The 19,967-nt window shown below is 63.5% G+C and carries 21 protein-coding genes and 1 pseudogene; 7 read left to right on the top strand and 15 right to left on the bottom strand.

What is annotated here, in order from left to right; translation table 11 throughout:
- The first annotated feature begins 5 nt into the window (after nt 1–5).
- Nucleotides 6–1,184 carry a VWA domain-containing protein gene (locus CRP40_RS01530; protein WP_023534905.1) on the top strand — a complete coding sequence of 393 codons (1,179 nt, stop codon included), beginning with the start codon at nt 6–8 and terminating at the stop codon, nt 1,182–1,184.
- Nucleotides 1,185–1,206: 22 nt separating this feature from the next.
- Here the strand turns inward: CRP40_RS01530 and CRP40_RS01525 are convergent, their stop codons facing one another.
- From CRP40_RS01525 to CRP40_RS01510, 4 genes are read right to left on the bottom strand one after another with little or no spacing between them, the layout of a single operon-like run.
- Nucleotides 1,207–2,127, bottom strand: a complete 921-nt coding sequence (locus CRP40_RS01525; protein ID WP_027915829.1) for a biotin-dependent carboxyltransferase family protein — start codon at nt 2,125–2,127, stop codon at nt 1,207–1,209.
- Complete coding sequence (gene pxpB / locus CRP40_RS01520) at nt 2,124–2,810, bottom strand: 5-oxoprolinase subunit PxpB (RefSeq protein WP_027915828.1); 687 nt, start codon at nt 2,808–2,810, stop codon at nt 2,124–2,126. Before pxpB ends, CRP40_RS01525 begins: the two co-directional genes overlap by 4 nt.
- The gene (locus CRP40_RS01515; RefSeq protein WP_027915827.1) at nt 2,807–3,586 is read right to left on the bottom strand and encodes a 5-oxoprolinase subunit PxpA; all 780 of its coding nucleotides are present in this window, start codon (nt 3,584–3,586) and stop codon (nt 2,807–2,809) included. Before CRP40_RS01515 ends, pxpB begins: the two co-directional genes overlap by 4 nt.
- Before the next feature lie 9 nt (nt 3,587–3,595).
- Entirely contained in the window at nt 3,596–4,882 is a 1,287-nt protein-coding gene (locus CRP40_RS01510) for an MFS transporter (RefSeq protein ID WP_027915826.1), read from the bottom strand.
- A 130-nt stretch (nt 4,883–5,012) separates the two neighbouring features.
- On the opposite strand from CRP40_RS01510, the pseudogene CRP40_RS01505 reads away from it, so the two are divergent.
- Nucleotides 5,013–5,936: pseudogene (locus CRP40_RS01505) on the top strand (LysR family transcriptional regulator).
- A gap of 64 nt (nt 5,937–6,000) precedes the next feature.
- Here the strand turns inward: CRP40_RS01505 and CRP40_RS01500 are convergent.
- Genes CRP40_RS01500 through CRP40_RS01490 form a run of 3 tightly spaced genes read right to left on the bottom strand, consistent with a single transcriptional unit; the run spans nt 6,001 to nt 7,814 of the window.
- A complete protein-coding gene (locus CRP40_RS01500; RefSeq protein ID WP_027915825.1) occupies nt 6,001–6,522 on the bottom strand; it encodes a DUF2937 family protein in 522 nt (173 codons plus the stop codon).
- A gap of 9 nt (nt 6,523–6,531) precedes the next feature.
- Nucleotides 6,532–7,305, bottom strand: coding sequence for a class II glutamine amidotransferase (locus CRP40_RS01495; RefSeq protein WP_023534887.1), 774 nt, complete (start codon nt 7,303–7,305; stop codon nt 6,532–6,534).
- 14 nt (nt 7,306–7,319) lie between these two features.
- Nucleotides 7,320–7,814 carry a hypothetical protein gene (locus CRP40_RS01490; RefSeq protein ID WP_027915824.1) on the bottom strand — a complete coding sequence of 165 codons (495 nt, stop codon included), beginning with the start codon at nt 7,812–7,814 and terminating at the stop codon, nt 7,320–7,322.
- A gap of 127 nt (nt 7,815–7,941) precedes the next feature.
- Between CRP40_RS01490 and CRP40_RS01485 the strand changes: the two genes are divergently transcribed.
- Nucleotides 7,942–9,984: a S9 family peptidase gene (locus tag CRP40_RS01485; protein ID WP_027915823.1), complete on the top strand. Its 2,043-nt coding sequence runs from the start codon at nt 7,942–7,944 to the stop codon at nt 9,982–9,984.
- Nucleotides 9,985–10,081: 97 nt separating this feature from the next.
- Here the strand turns inward: CRP40_RS01485 and CRP40_RS01480 are convergent, their stop codons facing one another.
- On the bottom strand, nt 10,082–10,360 hold the full coding sequence (locus tag CRP40_RS01480; RefSeq protein WP_080992821.1) for a hypothetical protein: 279 nt from the start codon (nt 10,358–10,360) through the stop codon (nt 10,082–10,084).
- A gap of 132 nt (nt 10,361–10,492) precedes the next feature.
- Between CRP40_RS01480 and CRP40_RS01475 the strand changes: the two genes are divergently transcribed.
- The 3 genes from CRP40_RS01475 to CRP40_RS01465 all read left to right on the top strand — a co-directional run bounded on the left by CRP40_RS01475 (nt 10,493) and on the right by CRP40_RS01465 (nt 11,844).
- Nucleotides 10,493–10,861: a YajD family HNH nuclease gene (locus tag CRP40_RS01475; RefSeq protein ID WP_023534919.1), complete on the top strand. Its 369-nt coding sequence runs from the start codon at nt 10,493–10,495 to the stop codon at nt 10,859–10,861.
- Nucleotides 10,862–10,927: 66 nt separating this feature from the next.
- Complete coding sequence (locus tag CRP40_RS01470) at nt 10,928–11,398, top strand: RNA methyltransferase (protein WP_027915822.1); 471 nt, start codon at nt 10,928–10,930, stop codon at nt 11,396–11,398.
- Between the two features lie 104 nt (nt 11,399–11,502).
- Entirely contained in the window at nt 11,503–11,844 is a 342-nt protein-coding gene (locus tag CRP40_RS01465; RefSeq protein WP_027915821.1) for a DUF2892 domain-containing protein, read from the top strand.
- A gap of 245 nt (nt 11,845–12,089) precedes the next feature.
- On the opposite strand, the gene CRP40_RS01460 is transcribed toward CRP40_RS01465, so the two are convergent.
- From CRP40_RS01460 to CRP40_RS01435, 6 genes are all read right to left on the bottom strand, one after another.
- Nucleotides 12,090–13,307: a hypothetical protein gene (locus CRP40_RS01460; RefSeq protein ID WP_027915820.1), complete on the bottom strand. Its 1,218-nt coding sequence runs from the start codon at nt 13,305–13,307 to the stop codon at nt 12,090–12,092.
- Nucleotides 13,308–13,345: 38 nt separating this feature from the next.
- Complete coding sequence (locus tag CRP40_RS01455; protein WP_027915819.1) at nt 13,346–13,795, bottom strand: YcgN family cysteine cluster protein; 450 nt, start codon at nt 13,793–13,795, stop codon at nt 13,346–13,348.
- Nucleotides 13,796–14,049: 254 nt separating this feature from the next.
- Entirely contained in the window at nt 14,050–14,982 is a 933-nt protein-coding gene (locus CRP40_RS01450; protein WP_027915818.1) for a D-2-hydroxyacid dehydrogenase, read from the bottom strand.
- A gap of 2 nt (nt 14,983–14,984) precedes the next feature.
- The gene (locus tag CRP40_RS01445; protein ID WP_023534892.1) at nt 14,985–15,278 is read right to left on the bottom strand and encodes a YcgL domain-containing protein; all 294 of its coding nucleotides are present in this window, start codon (nt 15,276–15,278) and stop codon (nt 14,985–14,987) included.
- A complete protein-coding gene (gene rnd, locus CRP40_RS01440) occupies nt 15,275–16,408 on the bottom strand; it encodes a ribonuclease D (protein WP_027915817.1) in 1,134 nt (377 codons plus the stop codon). The genes CRP40_RS01445 and rnd overlap by 4 nt, the downstream gene beginning before the upstream one ends.
- A 126-nt stretch (nt 16,409–16,534) precedes the next feature.
- The gene (locus CRP40_RS01435) at nt 16,535–18,172 is read right to left on the bottom strand and encodes a phosphoethanolamine--lipid A transferase (protein ID WP_027915816.1); all 1,638 of its coding nucleotides are present in this window, start codon (nt 18,170–18,172) and stop codon (nt 16,535–16,537) included.
- Between the two features lie 250 nt (nt 18,173–18,422).
- Here CRP40_RS01435 and CRP40_RS01430 point away from each other — a divergent pair, with 250 nt between their 5' ends.
- Entirely contained in the window at nt 18,423–18,656 is a 234-nt protein-coding gene (locus CRP40_RS01430) for a YdcH family protein (RefSeq protein ID WP_027915815.1), read from the top strand.
- Between the two features lie 86 nt (nt 18,657–18,742).
- Here CRP40_RS01430 and CRP40_RS01425 read toward each other — a convergent pair whose 3' ends face one another.
- Nucleotides 18,743–19,909: a PLP-dependent aspartate aminotransferase family protein gene (locus CRP40_RS01425; RefSeq protein WP_027915814.1), complete on the bottom strand. Its 1,167-nt coding sequence runs from the start codon at nt 19,907–19,909 to the stop codon at nt 18,743–18,745.
- Nucleotides 19,910–19,967: the final 58 nt, after the last annotated feature.

The following is a 19,967-nucleotide window of genomic DNA, read 5'->3' as shown; positions in this document are numbered from 1 at the left end:
GGGCCATGTTGCTCAACCTGTTCAACGAAATGCGCGCGGCGAAGGTGCCGGTGTCGGTGCGCGAACTGCTCGACTTGCACCATGCCTTGCAACGGCATGTGGTGTTCGCCGACATGGACGAATTCTATTACCTGGCCCGCGCCATCCTGGTGAAGGACGAACGCCATTTCGACAAGTTCGACCGAGCCTTCGCCGCTTACTTCAAGGGCCTGGAGAACCTGGATCGTCACATCGAGGCGTTGATCCCCGAGGACTGGCTGCGCAAGGAATTCGAGCGCTCTCTGACCGCCGAGGAGCGCGCGCAGATCCAGTCCCTGGGCGGGCTGGACAAGCTGATCGAGGCGTTCAAGCAGCGCCTGCAGGAGCAAAAGGAGCGCCACGCAGGCGGCAACAAGTGGATTGGCACCGGAGGCACCAGCCCGTTCGGCTCGGGTGGGTTCAACCCCGAAGGGATCCGCGTGGGCGACGCTGGCGAGCGCCAGGGCAAGGCGGTGAAGGTCTGGGACCAGCGCGAGTACAAGAACCTGGACGATCAGGTGGAGCTGGGTACACGCAACATCAAGCTGGCCCTGCGGCGCCTGCGCAAGTTCGCTCGCCAAGGGGCTGCCGAAGAGCTGGACATCGATGGCACCATCGACCATACCGCGCGCGATGCGGGGCTGCTGAACATCCAGATGCGCCCGGAGCGGCGCAACACGGTGAAATTGCTGCTGCTGTTCGACATCGGTGGCTCGATGGATGCCCATGTCAGGGTCTGCGAGGAGCTGTTCTCGGCATGCAGGACCGAATTCAAGCACCTGGAGTACTACTACTTTCACAACTGTGTGTATGAGACGGTGTGGAAGAACAACTTGCGCCGCACGTCGGAGCGTTATTCCACCTTCGACCTGCTGCACAAGTACGGCGACGACTACAAGGTGGTGTTCGTCGGGGACGCTGCCATGGCCCCTTACGAAATCACCCAGCCGGGCGGCAGCGTGGAGCACTGGAACGAGGAAGCCGGGTATGTCTGGATGCAGCGCATCATGGCCAAGTTCCGCAAGGTCATCTGGATCAACCCATACCCCCGCCAGGCCTGGGACTACACCGCCTCAACCCATCTGGTGCGTGAACTGATCGAGGACCGGATGTATCCGCTGACCTTGCAGGGGTTGGAGGATGGGATGCGGTATTTGTCGAAGTGAGGCAGCCAGGATAAGCGCCCTTCTATGCTCGCCAGCGTTCCAAGTACCCCTGCTGCTCCCGCCATGCCTGCTCCTGCACTACCGGTCGGAACCGCACCGTCGCGCCTGGCATGCACTGTGCCAGTTGTGCCAGTGCCAGCGGCGTCAGCGCCCCCAGGCGGGGATAACCGCCGATGGTCTGGCGGTCATTGAGCAACACGATCGGCTGCCCGTCGGGCGGGACCTGGAGGGCGCCAAGGGGAATGCCCTCGGAGATCATGGCCGGGCCTTGGTAAACCAGAGGTGGGCCAAGCAGGCGTATACCCATGCGGTCGGCACGGGTATCCAGTGTCCAGTCGCGGTTGAAGGCATCGAACAGGCTGAGGCCGGCAAAGTCGCCGATCTGCGCGCCGATCACCAGGTCCAAGATGGGCTTGGCAACATATTCAGGGCGCGCCCGATCAGGCACTTCGCCGATCGGTTTCGCTGCACCGGCAAAACTCAAGCATTGACCTTCACGCAACACACTCCCCTGGCCATCGACTCCGCCCAGCCCCTCACGCACGACCGTGGCACAACTGCCCATCACAGGCTCGGCATCGAAACCGCCCGGTGCAGCCAGGTAAGCGCGTACGCCCCGCCGGGGTTGCCGGAGAGTAAGGCGCTGCCCCTTGGTCAGGGTGAAGCTGCGCCAAGGGGCCAGGTATTGATCGTCGATGTGCGCGTCCAAGTCGGCCCCGGCCAGCGCCAGCACGCAATCATGCTGCGCCACCACGCTGAACCCACCCAAGGCAACCTCTACGACGGGAGCCTGCAGGGCATTGCCCAGCAACCAGTTGGCCCAGTGCATCGCGACCCAATCCAGAGCACCGCCCTGGGTGACCCCAAGGTGCCTCACGCCAAAGCGACCCGCATCCTGTAATGCACACAGCGGTGTGCTGGCCTCGACTCGCAAGTGCTTCATGCCTGTGCCTCTTCATCACCGCCCAACGCCAGAAATTCCTGCCGCGTCACCGCTACGAAACGGACGCGGTCACCCGGTTGCAGCAGGCTGTAGCCGTCGCGCTCACGGTCGAACAACCGTACCGGCGTCCGTCCGATCAGGTTCCAACCACCGGGTGAAACGGCCGGGTAGGCGGCGGTCTGGCGCTCGGCAATCCCGACACTGCCCGCTGCCACCTGCTTGCGCGGGGTGCTTAGCCTCGGGGTGGCCAGCCGTTCGTCCACCAGCCCCATGAACGCGAAACCTGGCGCGAACCCCAGGGCGAACACCGGGTAGTCACGTTCGCTGTGCAAGCGCACGACCTCAGCTTCGCTCAGGCCTGCCTGACGCGCTAGCACGGGCAACTCCGGACCGACGCTGGCGTGGTACCACACCGGTATCTCGTGCCGACAGCCGCTGCTGTCAGTGCCAGGCTGTAGCCCATCAAGGGCTTGCCTGATCAGGCAGCGTGCATCGGCCGGCGCCAGGTCGAAATGCACCATCAGGGTGGTGTAGGACGGCACCAGGTCGCGCAAGTGCGCACCGAACGCTGCTTGCAAGCGCTGGCTGGCGGCAAGCACCCAGGGCATGTTGGCTTCCTCGATGCGCTCGAACAGGCGCACCATCAGACAATCGATACCGACCACTTCGATGCGCGGGGTCATGCTGATACGATCCCATCAAGCGCCTGGCGAATCTGCCGAACTGCAGCCACCGAGCTGTCGTTGTCCCCATGCACGCAGAGCGTATGGGCCTTGAGCAGCAACGCAGTGCCATCGCTGGCCAGCAATGGGTGACCGTGGGCCAGCTTCACGGCTTGCTCCACCACCTGGGCCGGGTCGTGGTGCACGGCGCCCGGCAGGCGTCGCGACACCAGGTGGCCGCTGGCGGTGTAGGCCCGATCGGCGAACGCCTCGAACCAGAGCGGTACGCCGATTTCAGCGCCCAGCGCCTGGGCGGCCGCATCGTCGGCCGTGGCCATGAGCATCAGCGGCAGGCCACTGTCATAGGCCGCCACGGCCTCCAGCACCGTGCGCAGGATCAGCGGGTCGGCCATCATGTCGTTGTACAACGCACCGTGGGGTTTCACGTAGGCGACGCGTGTGCCCAGCGCCTTGCAGATGCCATCGAGCGCGCCGATCTGGTAGTGCAGCAAGTCGCGGATTTCTTCGGCACTGCACGCCAGGCTGCGCCGGCCGAAGCCGACCAAATCCGGGTAGGCCGGGTGCGCGCCCACGGTGACGTCGTGAGCCAGGGCCAACGTCACGGTGCGGCGCATGATGCCGGGGTCGCCGGCATGATAGCCACAGGCGATATTGGCACAGTCGATGTAAGGCATGACCTCGGCATCCAGGCCCATGCGCCAGCTGCCGAAGCTTTCGCCCATGTCGCAATTGAGTAGCAGGCGTTGCACCACGGTGTACCCCTTGTCGTTATCCATGTGCCTACCTTAGCGCGCCTGCAATTGTTTGCCGCGTGTTTCTGGCAGGCTCAGCGCTGCTACGATCACCACGCCATAAGACACCGCCGAGAACAGGCCAATGCCCAGGCCCAGCGGCACCTGCTGCCCCAGCATGCCGATCAGCAGCGGGAACAGCGCCGCGACGATCTTGCCGACGTTGTAGCAAAAACCTTGCCCCGAGCCGCGAACGCGCGTGGGAAACAGCTCGGTCAGAAAGGCCCCCATGCCGCTGAAGATGCCCGAGGCGAAAAAACCCAGCGGGAAACCCAACCACAGCATCACCCCATCACTGACGGGCATTTGCGTGTACAGCAGCACGATGACGAACGAGCCTACGGCGAACAGGATGAAATTTTTCTTGCGCCCAAGCAGGTCGGACAGGTAGGCGCTGATCACATAGCCCACATAGGAGCCTACGATCACCATTGCCAGGTAGCCGCCGGTACCCAGCACGCTCAGCCCACGCTCGTTCTTCAGAAACGTGGGCAGCCAGGCGGTGATTGCGTAGTAGCCGCCCAGGGCGCCGGTGGTCAGCAGCGAGGCACGCACGGTGGTCCAGAGCATGCCGGGGGCAAAGATTTCATAGAAATGCGAGGGCGCCGCAGTGGCTTCGGTTGCCTTGGCCTGGCGGTAGACCTCCGGATCCTTGACCAGCCGCCGAACGAAGATCACGAACACGGCCGGCACCAGCCCGAGCAAGAACAGCGCCCGCCAGGCCTGCTCCGGCGGCAACCAGGTGAACAGCAGCGCGTACAGGATGGCCGTCAGCCCCCAGCCGATGGCCCAACCCGACTGCACCATGCCCACCGCCTTGCCGCGGTCCTGGGCACGAATGACCTCGCCGATGAGCACCGCACCTGCCGTCCACTCACCACCGAAGCCAAAACCCATCAGGGTCCTGGCGACCAGCAGTTGCTCGTAGTTCTGGGCAAAGCCGCAGAGGAAGGTGAAGAAGGCGAACCACAGCACTGTCAGTTGCAGGGTGCGGACCCGGCCGATGCGGTCTGAGAGAATGCCGGCCACCCAGCCACCGATGGCCGAAGCGACCAGGGTACTGGTGTGGATCAGCCCAGCCTCGGTGGTGGTGATGCCCCACAACATGATCAACGTGGGGATGACGAAGCTGAGCATCTGCGTGTCCATGCCGTCCAGGCCATAGCCGATCTTGCAACTCCAGAAGGTACGTCGCTGTTGTTGATCGATGTCGCGGTACCAGGCAAAAGGCCCGGAGGAGGATGGGGAACTGATCTGCTGCTGCGTGCCGGTGGGGTTCATGGATGCCTCGGCTTGTTGGTATTGTTTTATGGGGCGACAGCAAAGGTCGCGGCCTGGGCTTCATGTTCAGAGCACGCGGCGCTGGCGTCCAACGAGAAAAACCCCGGGTCTGGAACAAGAAAAACTGATCATGAACCTTCGCTTTCTCGAAACGTTCGTCTGGGTCGCTCGCCTCAAGAGCTTCCGCCTGACCGCGCAGAAGCTGTTCACTACCCAGGCGTCGGTGTCCAGCCGTATCGCGGCGCTCGAAGCCGACCTGGGCGTTAAGCTGCTGTTGCGCGACTCGCGCGGGGTCAGCCTGACCCCGGAAGGCAGCAAGGTGCTGGAACATGCCGAGCGCATGCTGGAAACCGCCAAGGCGCTCAAACAGTCGCTGGACAGCGACCGGGCCAAGGTCGGGCGTATTCGTCTCGGGGTAATGGACACGGTCATTCATACCTGGATGAGCGCGCTGGTGGCCGAATTGACCGAGCGTTATCGGTAGGTAGAGATCGAACTGGTCGCCGACACGGCGCTGAATTTGCGCGAGCAACTGCACAAAGGCTTTCTGGACGTGATCGTGCAAACAGACTTGCTGCGCGAGCCTTCGATCCGCAGCCTGGATCTGGCGCGCTATCCGATGGGCTGGGTGGTCGCTGCCGGGTCGCACCTGCACAGGGACTACGCGTCACTGGCCGAGCTGGGGCGCGAGCGCATCATTACTTTCTCGAAGAATTCCCGGCCCCACCAGGAAGTACTGGCGTTGCTGCAAGGGGCCGGGGTGCAAACGCCGCGGCTGAACTGCGTCAATTCGGTAGCGGCCATTACCCGCTTGTTGCGCGACGGTTTTGGCATCGGGGCCTTGCCACCTGCCCTAGTGGAGCCCGAACTGAACCAGGGTGACCTGGTGCTGCTGGCTGGGCTTCAGCCTCCGCCAAGCCTGGAGCTGGTAGTGGCCTGGCAGACCGGGGTGGCATTGGTGGATGAAGTGGTTGGTGTCTGTCGGCAGGTGCTGGAGCGCTATGCGCAGGACGTGGGCGGGCAACGGATCGTGCTGGTGCCGGGGGGGATGTAGTAAGGGTTTTGACTCGATTTGGGGTAACCGCGCAAATGGCTAGGCCAACGTGTCAGCCCCCAGCCTAACGCCAACTCTCCTTAACCGCACCACGTCGCCCACCCAGTATCAACCGACCTATCCCCAGCAACAGGCTTTCTACCACGAATGCCAGCACGAACCCGGCGCCGACGCCCCAGCCGATGGCCTGCGGAACCAGCAAGACCTGGTAGCTGTAGCCGTTGAGCGTTTCTTCTCGCAGCCGCGGGTCGGCTTGCGTCAGGACATGCCAGGTACGCTGCGCCCATGAACCTTGCAGCGCCTGCCACTCGTCTTCGAGCATCTGGTTGCGAATCATCAGGCTTTCGATGCTGTTGGCATCACTGAGAAAAACGGGGTCGTCACTGCTGCGGTAGTGTCGCAACAAGGCTTGCAGGTCGCCGTTGAAAAAACGCTCAGCCGTCTGGCGAAAACCGTCCAGCGCCTCGCGAGATTCGAATAGGTGGGCCTCCACGCGCTGGCTATAGTCCTTGACCAGCCCCGGGACCTGGATGCCGGCCAACAGCCCGAGGGTGAACAGCAGCAACCGCAGGTAACTTCTGAACATGCAGCATCCTTAGCTTTGCCCGTGCGCGGTGCACTCGCCGTGCCGCCACAGGGCCCACTGACCTGGCGCGTAGCGGTTCCAGGTTTCGTTCTCGGTCAAGGCCTCGGTGGCGATCACCGTGACCACGTCGTTGGGGGTGGTTTGGGTATGGAAATCGACGATCAGGTCTACATCCTTCAGCCGCGCCGCGCCAAACGGCGCGCGGCGGGTAATGTGGACCAGTTTCGTCGAACAGAAGCAGAACAGCCAGTCGCCATCGCTGAGCATGCAGTTGAACACGCCGCGGGCGCGATAACCGGCACAGGCTTCGACCAGCACCGGCAGTAGCTGTTCCACCGGCACCGGCTCCGGGAAGGCGCCGCGGATGCGATTGAGCAGGTCACAAAACGCCGCCTCGCTGTCGGTATCGCCAATGGGCTGGTAAAAGCTTGTGGAACCGGTGAAATCACCCAGTTGGCCGTTGTGGGCAAAGCACCAGTTGCGCCCCCACATCTCGCGCATGAAGGGGTGGGTGTTGGCCAGGCAGACCTTGCCGACATTGGCCTGGCGGATGTGCCCGATCACCACTTCGCTCTTGATCGGGTAGCGTCTTACCAGGTTGGCCACTTCGGACTCGCTGCTGGCGGCAGGGTCCTGGAACAGGCGCAGGCCGCGCCCTTCGTAAAAGCCGATGCCCCAGCCGTCACGGTGCGGGCCGGTGCGCCCGCCGCGTTGGATCAGGCCGGTGAAGCTGAAGACGATGTCGGTGGGGACGTTAGCACTCATGCCCAGCAGTTCGCACATGGCGGTGTCTCCGTTTACAGGCGGGGCTCGACCCGGCCAGCGCCGGCAGGCAGCGCAGGCGGGTCGTCACGGTAACGATCGCTGCGTTCCGCGGCCAAGGCCTCCCCAGGCGCCAGCGCCTGCGCTTCGGCGGCCTCGCGCTGGGCGGCGGCTTGGGCACGCAGGCGGCGCTCGCGGGCGCGTTTCTCCAGCGGCCAACGCACCAGCACGAACAGGAAATACAGCACGAAGGCGATCATGCCGTACATGGCAAAGTCCGATACTGCGCGCCAGGCGTTGTTGCCCACTTTGAAGGCGACGTCCAGCACCGTGATGGCAATGGCCGGAGCGAAGCTGTCCTTGACTGGGTCGACCACGGTCGGCGTAAGCAGCAGCACCGCCAGCACGACGCGCAGTGGTTCGCGTAGCCAGCGCCACATCCAGCCGGTGAGCTTGAAGCCCACCAGAAGGCAGCCCAGGGCGGCCACGGCGTAGAGGCCCCAGGCCAGGGTGTAGTCGTTCTCGATCATGGTAATCGTGCAAGCCAGGCAAAGAGGTGCCTATGATAAACACATTTCCTGGCGCAAACAGTGTTTGCCTGTACCGGCACGCCAACGAAGCTGCCGGCAGCGCCCTTCAAGAACCGAGAGAAATTCGATGCCAAGCACCCACTTGCCGCCCCTGGCCAGAGCCGACGACGCGACCGACCCCTATGCGTGGCTGCAACAGCGTGACGAGCCCCAGGTACTGGCCTACCTCGAAGCGGAAAACGCCTACCAGCAAGCCTGTCTGGCTCATCAGGCCCCGTTGCGCGAGCAGTTGTTCGAGGAGATCAAGGGCCGCATCCAGGAAACCGATCTGTCCCTTCCTTCGCCATGGGGGCCCTACCTGTACTACACCCGTACCACCGCTGGCGATGAATACCCCCGCCATTACCGCTGCCCACGCCCTGGCGATGATTCCAACACGGTCGATGAAGGCCAGGAGCAACTGTTGCTGGACCCCAACGCCCTGGCAGGCGGGGGCTTTCTTTCGCTGGGGGCGTTCAACGTTAGTCCCGACCATCGCCTGTTGGCCTATAGCCTGGACACCAGCGGGGACGAAATCTACACCTTGTACGTCAAGGATCTGGCCACAGGCGATGTAACCACCCTGCCCTTCGACGGCTGCGATGGCAGCCTGACCTGGGCCAATGACAGCCGCACGCTGTTCTTTGCCGAACTCGACGATACCCATCGCCCTTGGCGGCTGTACCGGCATACGTTGGGTCAGGACGGTGCCCAGCGGGTGTTCGAGGAGCCCGATGGCCGGTTCTTCCTGCACTGTTACCGCACCAGTTCCGAACGCCAATTGGTGCTGCTGCTCAACAGCAAGACCACTAGCGAAGCCTGGGTGCTGGACGCGGCCACGCCGCAAGCGCCGTTCACCTGCCTGGCACCGCGCGTGGAAAGCCATGAATACTTCCCCGATCATGGCCTGCTCGATGGGCAGTGGCGATGGTTCATCCGCACCAACCAGGACGGCATCAACTTCGCCTTGTATCACGCCCCAGTCGACCCCGTGCCTAGCCGCGCCCAGTGGCAGCTGTTGGTAGGCCATCGCGATGACATCATGCTCGAAGGGCTGAGCCTCAATGCCAGCGCGTTGACCCTGAGTCTGCGTGACGGCGGGCTGCCGATCATCGAAGTGCGCCCACAGGGGCTGGCGCCCTACCGGGTGGCTTTACCCGACGCCGCCTATAGCCTGTACGTGCAGGACAGCCTGGAATTCGACAGTCCTCGGATACGCTTGCGCTACGAGGCGCTGAACCGGCCGGCCCAGGTGCGGCAGCTGGCGCTGGCCACTGGCGCACAGGAAGTGCTCAAGCAGACGCCGGTGCTGGGGCCCTTCGATGCCGACGCTTATGTCAGCGAACGCCTGTGGGCCACGGCCGCAGATGGCACCCAGGTACCGATCAGCCTGGTGCGACGGCGTCAGGATGTGGGCCGCACGACACCGCTCTACCTGTACGGATACGGCGCTTATGGCGAGAGCCTGGACCCGTGGTTCTCCCATGCGCGGCTGAGCCTGCTGGAACGTGGCGTGGCGTTTGCCATTGCCCATGTGCGCGGCGGCGGCGAGTTGGGCGAGGCCTGGTACCGTGCCGGCAAGCAGGAGCACAAGTGCAATACCTTCAGCGACTTCATCGCGTGCGCCGAACACCTGATCAACGAGGGCGTGACGTCCCCCGCCACCCTGGCCATCAGCGGGGGCAGCGCTGGCGGGCTGCTGATCGGCGCCGTGTTGAACCTGCGTCCCGAGCTGTTTCGCTGTGCCATCGCCGAGGTGCCGTTCGTGGATGTCCTCAACACCATGCTCGACCCTGAGCTGCCGTTGACGGTGACCGAGTATGACGAATGGGGCAATCCCGAGGTACCTGAGGTGTATGAGCGCATCAAGGCCTATGCGCCGTATGAGAACGTGAAAGCCCAGCCTTACCCGGCGATGTTGGTGGTGGCCGGCTACAACGACAGCCGGGTGCAGTACTGGGAAGCGGCCAAGTGGGTCGCCCGCCTGCGTACGCGCAAGACCGATGACAACTTGCTGCTGCTCAAGACCGAAATGGGTGCCGGACACGGGGGTATGAGCGGGCGTTACCAGGGGTTGAAAGATGTAGCCCTGGAGTACGGGTTTGTGCTGGGTGAGCTGGGGGTTGCCTGAGGTTTCGAGCTGTTTGTGTGTGTGAGGCGGCCCCAGCGGCCTTGGCGTTCGTGTTCGGTTGTGGCGCTATCGGCAACGCTAGGACAGCCGCCTTCGCTCACTCCTGGTCCCGCACCGGTTTCTCTGCATCCTGCCGCAACCCTGGTAAAGGCTGGTCCTTTGGCGGGCCAGGCACTGGCATTGGCGGTAGCAAAGGTGCCCCTTGGGAAGTGCCGGTGGCCTTGGGCGGGCTGCTTGGGGTGATCTGCGGATACGGCGTGGGGGTAGGCGTGCCCGGCGCGCCGGGTACAGGTGTGGTCAACCGGGGTGGCGTGCTGGCAGCGTGAGCCGCAGGCACGCCTGCCGCCAGGACAACGGCGAGAATCGCAGCAAGCATCGGCAACCTCCTGTTCAGAACCTTCCTACAGGCTACGCCCATATGACATTTTTCGCCTGTGCGCCGATCATGCAGCCGCGCTAGACTCGACGGCATAACCGTCATTTGCCTGATCAGAACGAAGGAAACACCATGACCTCCTCTACTTCCGCCGCCACTGCGCGCCTGGACCGCATTCTCGCCGATGCCAAGCGCGACAAGGAAATGGGCTACCGCGACAAGGCCCTGAGGATGTACCCGCATGTATGCGGGCGCTGCGCACGCGAGTTCGCCGGCAAGCGCCTGAGCGAGCTGACCGTGCATCACCGCGACCACAACCACGACAACAACCCGCAGGACGGCTCCAACTGGGAGCTGCTGTGCCTCTACTGCCACGACAACGAACACTCGCGCTACACCGATCAGCAATACTTCAGCGAAGGCTCTACCAGCACCCCTAGCATTGCCAAGGCCACCCACAATCCGTTCGCAGCGCTGGCAGGCATGCTGAAGAAGGACTGACCGGTAGCACCCGCTATGACCGGGCAACCCGTATAATCGCGTCTTTTTTGCGAAGGGCCCCGGTTCGTGGCTAACAAACGATACAGTTGCATCGGCCTGTTCAACCCCAAGTCGGCCGAAAACGTAGGCTCGGTGATGCGTGCGGCCGGCTGCTACGGGGTAAACTCGGTGTTCTATACCGGCAAGCGGTACGAACGCGCGCGGGACTTCGTGACCGACACCAAGCGCGTGCACTACGACATTCCGCTGATCGGCATCGATGACCTGCAACGCATCATCCCGCTGGACTGCACCCCGGTGGCGGTGGAGCTGGTCGAAGGCGCCCGCCCCCTGCCCGACTATACCCACCCGGACCGGGCCATCTACATCTTCGGCCCCGAAGACGGCAGCCTTAGCCCCGACGTCAGGGCCTGGTGCGAGGAAACCATCTACATCCCCACTACCGGTTGCATGAACCTGGCAGCGACGGTGAACGTGGTGCTGTACGACCGCCTGGCCAAGGGCCTGAACACCCGCTCAGGCCCGAAATTCAAGTGATGCGTGCGCTGTCATGACCGCCAGGAGGCTCGCCTGGCACATGGAGTGAACGCCGCCCGCCGCCGGCAGGTCAGCTGCTTACACATCACGAAGAGGGCTTACCAATGCTTGATAATCACGCTGATGCACCGTTGCAGGAAAAGAACGTCCATGGCATCGAACGCGCCACGTCGTTGGCCGGTGGTGCTTTGCTGGTGGGCAAAGGGCTGAGCCAGGGCGGTATCGTAGGGCTGTTCAAAGTGGCCGTCGGTGGCCTGGCGCTGGTGCGCGGCTTTACCGGGCATTGCGCTACCAAGGCGTGGTTGCAGCACCACCGCGATCAGTACGATCAGCTGAAATCGGACCTCAAGCGTACTGGGGACGAGCTGACTGCACTGAAGGACAGTGCTAAAGCGGCCACCGAAGGCGTGACGGTGACTGGCAAGGACCCTGTCGCTGGAGTGTGATGCCCTGGCCAGTGTTTTGGCCTTGCCGTGGCGGCGCTGCGGCAAGGCGTAACCATGACGTCTTGCGGTTTGATTGGTAGTCGTCACACGTTCGACTTGAGGGCGGCCGGGGCGCCGGACCGGCCGCGACGGGCTGCGCAGCAGCTCCGGAATCTCAGATTCCGTACTGCTGGAACCGCTTTACGGACCCGATGGCCTTCAAAGGTTGTGCAACGCGTGGCTTCCATCAGGCATTGCGTAGCGCGTCAACGCAGCACTTTGCTCTGCAACGCCTCCGACCGACGCCCAAGTACGTTTTCACTGATCTGCACGAAGTCCTCGAGGCTGACGCTCGGTAGCCGCATCAGCCCTCGCGCCACGTCGTCGAGCGATTGCCGGGCCTGGGTGTGAATACGGATCTCCTTGTCCAGCGCCTGCAACAGCATCACCCCTCGCGCCACTTGGGCAGGCGTTGCCTGCTGCCCCTTGAGGTGCTTGACACTTGCGCCCTGCTTGCTCAGGCGCGCCTGCCAGGCCTGGTAACGGTCATCACTCAGGCCGCCTGATCGGCGCAGGAGCTCGGTGGCGTAATAGTCGGTCAAGCTCTCGATCAACCAGTCATTGCCCTCACGCCCACGCAGCTGCGTGAACAACTGGACCACTTCGCGCAGCAGTGGGCTGCTACCGCTCTCGCTGACCATGGCCTGGCCACTGTGCAGGTAGAGCGAGCCGTGAGCGGCCATCGCCCCGCGCCACATGTGATCGCGTGCGCCCACCACCAGCAGTTTGGGCGGGTTTCTTGGGAAGGTGGCCTGCAGTTGCGGCCAGATGTAGGTCAGCAAGGTCAGGTTGTCCAGGCGGCGCATCCCCTCCCCGACCGGCGCTGCCACCGTCACGTCGGTTTCGCCCAGGCGCGCACGGCGGCTACCCAGGTTGCCAGCCAGCATCCAGCCGGTGGGTCGATCAAACAGCCGCGAGACGTTGTCGATGCGGAACTTGTCCTTACCAATACGTGGCCAGGCGGTCTCGACGCTTTTCCAGCCTTCGGGCAAATCGAATGCCAGGCGGGCGACCAACTCCGTGCCGTCCTGCTGGTCCAGCCGACCGGGTGGGACCAGTTGGTCGCCCAGGAACAGTGCCCAGTGCGCCGTCATACGGGTGTTGTACACCCCAGGACCGTGGAGCTGGTTCAACTGCACGCGATAGCTCAGGCTGGTCTTGCCAGCCGCTGGCTGCCATACCCCGCGCTGGCCGCGAAGCTGCCAGTGGCCATCTGCCTGGAAGCCGCTGTAGGCCCCCGCCTTGCCCAGGTCGAAGTCCAGGCTGCGCACGGCGCTGCCATCGGCAAGCGTGAGGCGCACTTCGGCTTGCCCGGTCGCGGGCAACAACCGGACCTGATAGTCAAGATCGACTTTTTTCGCCCAGGCCGGTGCCACCGCCAGCAATCCCAACATGGCCACCAGCACACTCAAACGGCAACGCATACCGACACTCCTTGTTCACCAGTGGGTAAAGCGCCTGGTTAGCTGGCGCGAAAGATCAGGTGGTCTTCCCAGTCGTCCTCGTGCACGTCACGCTCGCTGAGCATGCGCCCGGCCTGGGATATGCGCTGTTCATGCACTTGCTGGCGGTCACCGCATACCAGGTGGTGCCAGGCCGGCAGGTCCTTGCCTTCGCTGACCAGCCGGTAACCGCAGGTCGCTGGCAACCACCGAAACTGGTCAGCCTTGCCCGGGGTGAGCTGAATGCAGTCGGGCACTTGGGCGAAGCGATTGGGGTAGTCGGTGCACTGGCAGGTGTCGAGGTCGAGCAACGTGCAGGCGATGCGGGTGTAATAAACACTGTTGTCGTCCTCGTCCTCGAGCTTTTGCAGGCAGCACAGCCCGCAACCGTCGCACAGCGATTCCCATTCCTGCGGGTTGAGTTGCTCGAGGGTTTTGCGCCGCCAGAAGGGGGCGTTGTCAGCGATCATGACGCGAATTCCTGCAAGGGATCAGCAGCGCGTGTCCGGCATCGGGCCCGAAGCAGACAGCGCCTGAAACGGTTCGTTAAGGCGTGCAGCATGGAGCTGCTGGCCGTGGCGGCGCCAGTCTAGGGCCTGGCATGCAGCAATACCAGACCGCTTGTCAGCCATGCTCGCGCACAGGCGCGTGGTAGATCGGTACGCGTGAAGGGCCGCCATGAGGCGCTACCCGCAGGCAACGCGCTCTGGCCCAGGCCGAACGATCAATACCCGCGGTCGAAGTCCACTTCGCCGCGCAGCGCCTGGTCGGCTTCGAACGCCTGCAGGTTGTCGAGAAACAACCGCACCATGGCCGCAGGCGTGGTGGGCGCGGCGCTGTGTCCGGTGAGCAACAGGCCCCAGGCGGTCCAGAACGGATGCTGCCTGGGCAGCGGTTCCTGGCGGCATACATCGATCACCGCCCCGGCCAGGTGACCCTCCTTCAGCGCATCCACCAGGTCCGCGTCGACGACTGCCACACCGCGTCCGGCATTGATGAACAAAGCAGTCGGCTGAAAACGCCGGAACATCGCCGCGTCAAAGATATCGTGCGTGGCCGGCGTGTCGGGCAGCAGGTTCAGCACATAATCGACCTGGCCCACCAGGCGCGCGAGATCGTCCAGGGCGGCTACCTCGACGAATGGCGGCTGTTCACGGGCCTCACTGGCCACACCGTACAGCACCACCCCGAACGGACGCAGGAACTCGGCCACCGCCTGACCGATGTCGCCGGTGCCAACGATCAACACCTTGCGGCCCTGCAGCGAGCAACCGGGGCGGTCGTCCCAGCGCCGCTCCACCTGGCTGACCAGGCGCGACAGGACGTGCCGTTCATGGCCCAGCATGTAGGTGAGCATGTATTCGGCCATGACCTGACCGAAAATGCCCACGGCGCGGGTCAGGCGATACTCGCGGGGCAGTCCCGCCGCCAGCAGCGGCGTCACGCCGGCCCAGGTCGACTGCATCCAGTGAGGCCGATGCCCCTGGCGCAACAGGCTCGCCAGCAGGTCGGGCTGACCGAGCCACACCGGGCACTGCGGCGCCAGCCGGGCCAGTTGCGCGGAGTCGTCGCTGGTCAGGACGTCAAGGTGCGGTGCCGCCTGGTGCAACAGGTCGGCGTAGCGGACGTGGTCATGCTCGGCAATCAGTACGCGCATGATCAGGCGGGATCGTTACGGTGCAGCAACTCATCGGGCAGGTGCTCGATGTACTCGTCATCCGGCGGCGGCATCTGCAGGTGATACCCCTGGTTGTCGAGGTTTTCCAGCACCTTGGTGATGTCTTCGCGGGCCAGCTTGCGTTCGGGGCTGAGCACCAGGTCGAAGGCGTGCTGGGGCGTGCCGAAGAACGGCAGCAAGCCTTCGGGTACGCGTTGCAGGCCATCGGCCTTGAGCACGTATAGGTACATTTCGTTCTTGCGGGGGCTCTTGTAGATCGAGCAGATGCGTTTCATTGAGGGTCTCCGGCACCGGCCAGGCTGTCCAGCAGTGCCTGGCCCATCCGCTCACGGCGCCAGCCGCGCAGCGAATCGGGCAAGGTGTAAGGGCCGTCGGGGTAACCGCTTTTAAGCAGGGCCTCGAGGGTTTTCTTGCGCAGCATCAGCTCGGGCGCGATGCCCAACCGCTGCCCTTCGGCCTGGCCGACGGCGCGCAGTTGCTTGAGAATGCCCGAGGCTTCGATCGGCAGCGGCTCAGGCAGTGGCTCGGGCCATTGTTCGGCCGGCAGGCTGGCGGCGTGCTTGATCAGTTGCAGCAAGGTTTCGCCATCCTGGCGCAAGGTGCGCGGGTGCATGTCGTCGATGCGGGCCAAGGCCGCCAGGTTGGTCGGCTGGCTCTTGGCAATGGGCCACAGCGCATGCTCCTTGAGGATGCGGTTGCGCGGAACATCGCGCAGGCGGGCCTCGCGCTCGCGCCAGGCGCACAGGGCGCGCAGCACCGCCAATTGCTGGGGCGACAGTTTCCACGCCAGCTTGACCTCGCGGTACAGGCTGTCGGGCTGTACCTCGCGGCGCAACTGGGCCACCAGTTCAGCACCGTCTTCCAACACCCAGGCATACTTGTCGTCGGACAGGCGCGCACGCAAGGCGCTGAACAGCTCGGCCAGGTGCACGGCGTCCTCGGCAGCATAGCTGACCTGGGTCTCGGACAGCGGGCGTTGCAGCCAGTCGGAGCGGGTTTCGCCTTTGGGCAGGTCGATGCCCAGCACCTCCTGCACCAACCGCGAATAGCCCATGGAGAAGCCCAGGTTGAGGTAGCCGGCGGCCAGCTGGGTGTCGAACAGCGGCTGGGGCAGCTTGCCGGTCAGGCGCAGCAACACCTCCAGGTCCTCGCTGCAGGCATGCAGCACCTTGACCACGTTACGGTCTTCGATCAGCTCGGCCAGCGGCTGCCAGTTGCCGATCAACAGCGGGTCGATCAGGAACGCGCACTTGCCATCGCCAATCTGGATCAGCCCTGCCTTGGGGTAGAAGGTGTCGACGCGCATGAATTCGGTATCGACCGCGACAAAGGGCAATTGGCGCCAGTCGCGGCAGTGTTCGGCCAGGCTCAGTTCGTCACGGATCCAGTGAATTTCGATGGCCACAAGGCTCTCCCACTAACATTGGCGCGCAGTATATACGGCGCGGGCACTGCTGGTGAAACCCGGGCCATCCTTGATGTCGATCAATGGTGCAATTTCATGGACTGTGCAACCCGGCCGGCGGCCTGCTCAACGCTTGGCGGTGAGCCAGGGCCGGCAGCTGGCGAACAGGTCCAGGGAACGCTCGTACACCTGGGTGTGAACTTGCAGCAACCCCAGCATCGAGTGGAACAGGTTGTCCTGGGACAAGGGCGCGTCGTTCAACTTGGCCAGGCAACCGGTATCGACACCGAAGTCCTGTTGATAGCTGTCGGAGAACCAGGCCAGCAGCGGTACATGCTTTTGCTGTTCCGGAGCGATGGCGTACGGTGTCCCGTGCAGGAACAGGTTGTACTCGCCCAGCGATTCGCCATGGTCTGACAGGTAGATCATGGCCGTATCGACCTTGTCCTGCCGGCTGCGCAGGGTGTCGATCAGGCTGGCCAGGACCCGGTCGGTGTAGGCCAGGGTGTTGTCGTAGCCATTGATGATCTGCGCTTGGCTGCACTGGTCCAAGGCGTTGCTCTGGCACACCGGGGCAAAGCGCTGCTCGGCCTTGGGGTAGCGTTTGAAGTAGTCGGGCCCGTGGCTGCCCATCTGGTGCAGCACCAGCACGGTGTCCTTGTCCAAATGGTCGATCAGCTCGCCCAGGCCCTGCAGCAGGATTTCGTCGTGGCACTCGCCTTCGGCGCAGAACTGCGGGTCCTTGAGCTTGCTCATGTTGATGAACTGCACGCGGTCGCAGGTGCCCTTGCACCCGGACTGGTTGTCGCGCCACTGCACGTCCAGGCCTGCCCGTTCGAGGATATCGAGCAACCCTTCACGGTTCTTGGCAACGCGGGCATCGTAGGCTTTGCGGGGCATGCCGGAGAACATGCAGGGTACCGACACAGCCGTTTCAGTGCCGCAGGAATGAACGTCCGAGAACGCCAGCAACCCCTGCTCGGCGGCAAGCCTGGGGGTGGTATCGCGGTTGTAGCCCAGCACGCCGAAGTGATCGGCGCGCGCGCTTTCACCCACGACCAGCACCGTCAGGGATTTGCGCTGGTGATGCTGCCAGTCCGGGGTGCGGGCGGCATCTTCGCCATAGTGCGCAAAGGGGCGTGCACTAGTGACCACCCGCTCGCTCACGTACGCCATGGAGGCACCGACGATATTGCTGGGGGTCAGCATCAGGCGCAGTTCATGATGATTGCGAAACAGCGACGACAGGCCCTGATAATTGGCCAACCCCACCGAGCCCAGGCCTACCACGCAGGCCGCCGTGACCACCAGCTTGCCGAACAGCTCGCGCTGCCACGGCCGGTACACCACCGGTGCTCGCCATAGCAGCACCGAGGGCAACACCCCAAGGCCAAGGATGTACAAGGCGAACTTCAGCGACAGCAGGTCGCGCACTTCTGCCACGTTGGTTTCGGCGATGTTGGCGAACATGCCCGCGTCGATCAGCACGCCGTAGCGATTCATGAAGTACGCCACCGCCGCGCCACTGACGAACAGCAGCACCAGCAAGGGCTTGAGCACATAGCGGAAGGCAATGAGGGTAAGGATGAGGTTGAAGGCGAACAACATCAGCACCGCAAACGCGAGGGTCAGCCACAGGCCGGGCAAGCCGGGGGGCACGACTTGCTCCAGGTGCTGCCACAGGAAAACATTCATGCCGATCAACAGGTACAGGCTGGCCAGCAGCGTGACCCATTCGGTGCGCAGGGGTTTGATGTTGAGCATTCAGGTTCGCAACCAAGAGAAGTGACCACCAGCGCCGGATGGCACTGGGAGCAAGCAGGGCGAACTCTAGAAACCGGGCCATCAATTTTCTGTGAAAAATAACGTAACAATTTAGTGAAAGCGCTGATTTCGATGAGGACCTGTCAGTCGTTCAGCAGGGGTTCAGGATTCGCGGCCTCCCCCGTCGAGGCAAACGCGGCTATCCTCAGAGGTCAGGACCTTAACCAATCCCCCTGACAGAGGTGAAGAAATGCCTGTTCCGCACGATCTGCTCGCTGACTTGCACGTTACCGCTGACGCATTCCAGGCGCTCATTGACAAGGACCAGACGCTGCATGGCTTGCACAAGGAGTACAACGCCAAGGACAAGGAAGTGGTCGCCGCCGAGAAAAACGGCACCAACGACGACGCCGTCACGCGCTTGCGCCGCGAGCGGCTGCTGATCAAGGACAAGATCGAGCGCATCATCCACCCGCCCAAGTAATCACCGGCCTCTTTGCTGGCGCCAGCCCATCATCGGTCGCATGACGGGTTGGCGCTGAACCCCTCGCCAGTACAGCCTTGCCCTTGTTATCCGGCCAAAGCGCCCAGCGCCGTTTCCAGGTCATCGATCAGGTCGGCAACCGCCTCGATGCCCACTGACAGGCGCAACAGGTTTTCGCTGATGCCCATCGCCCCTTTCTGCTCGGGGCTCATGGAGCAGTGGGACATGGTCCAGGAATGGTTGATCATGCTTTCGACCCCGCCCAGCGAATCGGCCAGTACGAAAATCTGCAGCGCTTCGACCAGACGGTTTAGCGCTGCCCGATCGCCCTTGACCTTGATGGCGACCACGGCCCCGCCGCTGCGCATCTGGCGCTTGCACAGGTCATGCTGCGGGTGGCTTTGCAGCCCTGGGTAGTACACCTGCTCGACCTGCGGGTGGCCTTCGAGCCTGCGGGCCACTTCCAGCGCGTTGGCACACTGGCGTTCCATGCGCACGTCCAGGGTCTTGAGGCCGCGCAACGCCAGGTAGCAATCGAACGGCCCTTGCACCGCGCCGATGGCCATGCTGATGCGGCGCAGTTGCCGGTGCAGGTCTTCGCTGGCCGCCACCACCACGCCACCGGTGAGGTCGGAATGGCCACCGATGTACTTGCTGGCCGAGTGCATGACCAGGTCTACGCCCAGGGTGATCGGGCGCTGGTTCCACGGTGAGCAGAAGGTGTTGTCGATGCAGGTCAGGATGCCCCGGGTACGGGCAAGGTCGCACACGGCCTTGATATCGACCAGGTGCAACAATGGGTTGGTCGGTGACTCAATCCAGATCAGCCGGGTTTCGGGCTTGATGGCAGCAGCCACGGCTTCCAGGTCATTGAGATCGACGTACGTGGTGGTCAGGCCGGAAGTACGGCTGCGGTAGTCCTCCATGATACGGAAGGTGCCGCCGTATACGCCGTTCATCACCACCACGTGGGCATCCTTGGGCAGCAGTTCCAGCACGGTGGCGGTGGCATTCACGCCTGACGCACAGGCCACCGCCCCGACGCCTTCTTCCAGGGCTGCAACACAGGTCTCGTAGGCGTGGCGGGTGGGGTTGCCTACGCGGCTGTAGGAGTAGTCCGGCGTGTCGTCCAGGCCGCGCTTGATGAACGAACTGGCCGTGAAGATGGCCGGGAAAATGGCATTGTCGGCGACTTCGAACTGCTCGCCGGCATGAATGGTTCGGGTGGCGAAATGGCGCGGCTTGTCGGACATGGTCGGGCTCGTTGGCAGAGGTAAGGTTGCCACTATCGCACAACGCAAAAGCCCTGAC

This window comes from Pseudomonas sp. URMO17WK12:I9, from assembly GCF_900230165.1.
Classification (GTDB): domain Bacteria; phylum Pseudomonadota; class Gammaproteobacteria; order Pseudomonadales; family Pseudomonadaceae; genus Aquipseudomonas; species Aquipseudomonas fulva.
This window is presented reverse-complemented; position numbering and strand designations above follow the sequence as displayed.